Annotated in this window: 2 protein-coding genes; one reads left to right on the top strand and one right to left on the bottom strand. The window is 39.6% G+C overall.

All coding sequences use genetic code 11. From position 1 onward, the window contains the following. The first annotated feature begins 490 nt into the window (after nt 1-490). Nucleotides 491-2293, top strand: coding sequence for a glutamine--fructose-6-phosphate transaminase (isomerizing) (gene glmS, locus V7068_RS16550; protein ID WP_499713696.1), 1803 nt, complete (start codon nt 491-493; stop codon nt 2291-2293). 242 nt (nt 2294-2535) lie between these two features. Here glmS and V7068_RS16555 read toward each other — a convergent pair whose 3' ends face one another. Continuing rightward, the gene (locus V7068_RS16555) at nt 2536-3636 is read right to left on the bottom strand and encodes a GerAB/ArcD/ProY family transporter (protein WP_499713697.1); all 1101 of its coding nucleotides are present in this window, start codon (nt 3634-3636) and stop codon (nt 2536-2538) included. Nucleotides 3637-3965 lie beyond the last annotated feature (329 nt).

The following is a 3965-nucleotide window of genomic DNA, read 5'->3' on the forward strand; positions in this document are numbered from 1 at the left end:
CTGTTATGCATATTTTTATGTTATATGGTTCAAAAGAATCACGTTAAATCAAATTAGAGAGTATGGGAAAGGAATGCTCCTTAAGTCATTTTATGAGGTGAAAAAGTAATATAGGATTGACCTTTTGTTTAGTTTTGTTTACGATATGCTTATCCTGTTTTCTATGCTTGCTAATATTTGTTAATTGAAAAGCAGGAGGAGGGGCAAGGTAATAATATAGTAGTTTTACAAGCGCCTGAACTAAGTCTGGACGAAACGATGGCTTAGTTGACGAGGGGGAGGTTTATCGAACAATCGGCGGATGCCTCCCGGTTGACTGTGCACAACCGTCGTAATTTTCATCTTAAAACAGCGGGGTAACTTGCTGCACAAAGGGTGGAAAATGCACAAACAGTAAAAATTTAAAAAATAATGAGGTGAGGGGGTAAGTGTGTGCAGAGCCCGTCTGATACATACTTACCTCCTCCAACCGGTTTGGAGGAACATCACTATGTGTGGAATCGTTGGGTATACTGGCCTTCAAGATGCGAAGGAGATTTTATTAAAAGGTTTAGAAAAGCTTGAATATCGTGGATATGATTCAGCGGGTATTGCTGTTAAGAATGAAGAAGGTGTAACCATTTTCAAAGAAAAAGGCCGTATTGCGGATTTACGTGCTGAAGTGGATGGAGATGTGTCAGCACATACAGGAATTGGACATACGCGCTGGGCAACTCATGGTGTACCGAGTCAAGATAATGCGCATCCGCACCAAAGTGCATCAGGTCGATTTACACTTGTTCATAATGGAGTTATTGAGAACTATGCGATTTTAAAACGTGAGTATTTACAAGATGTAACGTTTAAAAGTGATACAGATACAGAAGTAATTGTTCAATTAATTGAGAAATTTGTAAACGAAGGAAGAGACGTTGAGGAAGCATTCCGTCATACATTAACCTTATTAAAAGGCTCTTACGCTCTAGCATTGTTAGATGCTGAGAATACTGAGGTCATCTATGTAGCAAAAAATAAAAGCCCATTATTAATTGGTGTGGGTGAAGACTTTAATGTAGTCGCTTCTGATGCAATGGCAATGTTGCAAGTAACCGATCAATTTTTAGAACTAATGGATAAAGAAATGGTCGTTGTGACGAAAGAAGATGTAACGATTAAAAACTTAAATAATGAAGAGGTTTCACGTGAACCCTATACAGCAGAGCTAGATGCGAGTGATATTGAAAAAGGAACGTATCCGCACTATATGCTTAAAGAAATCGATGAGCAGCCAGCTGTTATTCGTAAAATTATTCAAGCTTACCAAAATGAAAACGACGAGCTTATGATTGACTTCAATATTGCAGAAGCTGTAAGCGGAGCGGATCGCATCTATATCGTTGCTTGTGGAACAAGTTATCACGCTGGTTTAATTGGTAAGCAGTTCATTGAAAAAATGGCGAAAATTCCAGTAGAAGTGCATGTGGCTTCGGAATTTACGTACAATATGCCGCTTTTATCAGAAAAACCGTTATTTATTTTCATTTCACAAAGTGGTGAAACGGCAGATAGCCGTGCCGTTCTTGTGGCAATTAAGGAGCTAGGCCATAAAGCTCTTACGATTACAAATGTACCAGGCTCTACGCTTTCACGTGAAGCGGACTTTACGTTACTTTTACATGCAGGTCCGGAAATTGCAGTAGCGTCTACAAAGGCTTATACAGCTCAAGTAGCGGTACTTGCTATCTTAGCTAATGTAGTGGCAAAGTTCCGCAATGAGGAGATAGACTTTGATCTTGTAAAAGAGCTTGGAATGGTCGCCACAGCTATGGTTGCTCTTTGTGATTCGAAGGAAGAAATGGAAACTATTGCTCGTGAATTCTTATCTGTGACACGTAACTGCTTCTTTATCGGCCGCTCTTTAGACTACTATGTAGGTTTAGAAGGGGCATTGAAGTTAAAGGAAATCTCATATATTCAAGCAGAAGGATTTGCTGGTGGAGAATTAAAACACGGCACGATTGCATTAATCGAAGAAGGTACACCGGTTGTTGCGCTTGCAACGCAAGAAGGTGTGAACTTAAGCATTCGTGGAAATGTGAAAGAGGTTGCCGCTCGTGGTGCGAACCCATGTATTATTTCTATGAAGGGATTGGAAGAAGAAGACGACCGTTTTGTTATTCCAAAAGTGCATGAACTATTAACACCGCTTATTTCTGTGATCCCTCTCCAACTCATTGCGTACTATGCAGCGCTTCACCGCGAATGCGATGTGGATAAACCGCGTAATTTGGCGAAGAGTGTGACAGTTGAGTAATAGGGGTATGAGATTAGTTATGGCTGTGGATTTAAAATAAAGTCGTACCGTTTGTAAAAAAGTTGCACCGTTTTACCCCTTTGGATATTTTTATCTAAAGGGGCGTTTTTATAGTGAAAAGAAAAAGAACATCTGAATTGAAAGATCGATTGAGGAACTGTTGAGTGACAATAAGTTATTCCGTTAAAGGGCCATATTGTTGAACAACACCTTTAAAGAAAATTGGATATCTATGTAACAGTTCAAATAATTTTGGTTCTTTTACGTTTTCTTTTCTTTACAACTGCAATCGCCAACAAAAACAGAGGAATAGCCGTTTGTATTAATAACGCGAATAAGGGGAAGGCTCCGACAAGATAACGTTCCAATCCCATTGTGTTAGGAAGTGACCAAAAGCTAAATACTACAATTAGAATCCCTACCGGCCATATAACGGTCCGGTAGTCCGAAAGTTTCAGCCACTGGGCGGTACCTAAAGCAGCCGCATAATAAAACACAGAAATTTTGACAAACGCCCCTACTATCCAAGCAGCCATGATACCAGACTCTAAATGTTCAAAAAAGTCGGCCATACTGATGTATCGAGCTACGGTAAATGCGGAATAAGTATAAGAGGCTGTCGTTGGCCCGAGTATAAAAAGAACGAAAAGATTGACCACAACTAACATCATCATCACAGCAAAAACACTTATCATTCCGTATTTCATTCCTTTTTTCCTATCTGCTATAAAAGGCAGAAGAAAAGTGATCAGAAAAAATTCTGTGAACCACCCACCTGGCACAATCGCGCCCTTGATTGGAGGCATCATCCCATCCCCCAATATCGGGAATATATTCCTGAATTCGAAATCAGGGGCCAAAAAGATGATAAAGATAACGAGTGGAAATATAAAAACAGGTACAAACAATTCGGCAGCTCTCCCCATTACTTCTAAACCACCGTGTACGGTTAAGGCACAGAGGAATATCATTGATGCCATAATCACGCTAATCGGGGTATCGACTAGAAAAGAGTCGACAAGAAATTCGGCGTACTCTCTAATGATGATTCCCGTGACCTGGATATAAAAAAACAAGAATAAAAAACTGAGAATTTTTCCCGTGAACCGACCAATGATGTGTTCACTGAATTGGATCACCGTTTGTTTCGGATAAAGTTTATGCAGTTGATAAGTGATATACACCGTCACATATCCAATGAGGGATGCCAAAATGGGGGACAGCCATAAATCATTTTTGGCATATTTTGCTGTGATGCTTGGAACCCCGAGAACAGCGGTAGCTGCAATCGTGGGAAACATCATGATTGCCATCTGAAGAGATGAAATTTTACCTTTTTCCATTAGCTTTTCCTTCCATTGATTGCTAATTACTTTCTTCAAAGATTAATGTAACCCAAGAGTGTGGAAACTATCCCCTGTAAGACCCAAGGTTCGTACAGCTTTTTAAGAGGTCGCCGCCCTTTACTTCTAGCTTCCAGTAAGGTTGATTATGTCACCAAAAGGGTACTCACCCCTTTTGGATTGATAGTTGCAATTATGATAATTTTCTTATTCCAGAAAAGGGCGCTTTAATGGAATAAGAATCACAGAAATGATCAAACTTTTTTCAAAATGGATTCTTTTTATTTATCGCAAAATACCGGTTTGTGAGGTGCTTTTGATTAAACTTT

This window comes from Bacillus sp. JJ634 (assembly GCF_036962285.1).
GTDB lineage: Bacteria > Bacillota > Bacilli > Bacillales > DSM-1321 > Peribacillus > Peribacillus asahii_A.

Coding starts and splice junctions, on each gene's coding strand:
- glmS (WP_499713696.1), top strand. CDS start 491: ATGTGTGGAATCGTTGGGTATACTGGCCTTCAAGATGCGAAGGAGATT.
- V7068_RS16555 (WP_499713697.1), bottom strand. CDS start 3,636: ATGGAAAAAGGTAAAATTTCATCTCTTCAGATGGCAATCATGATGTTT.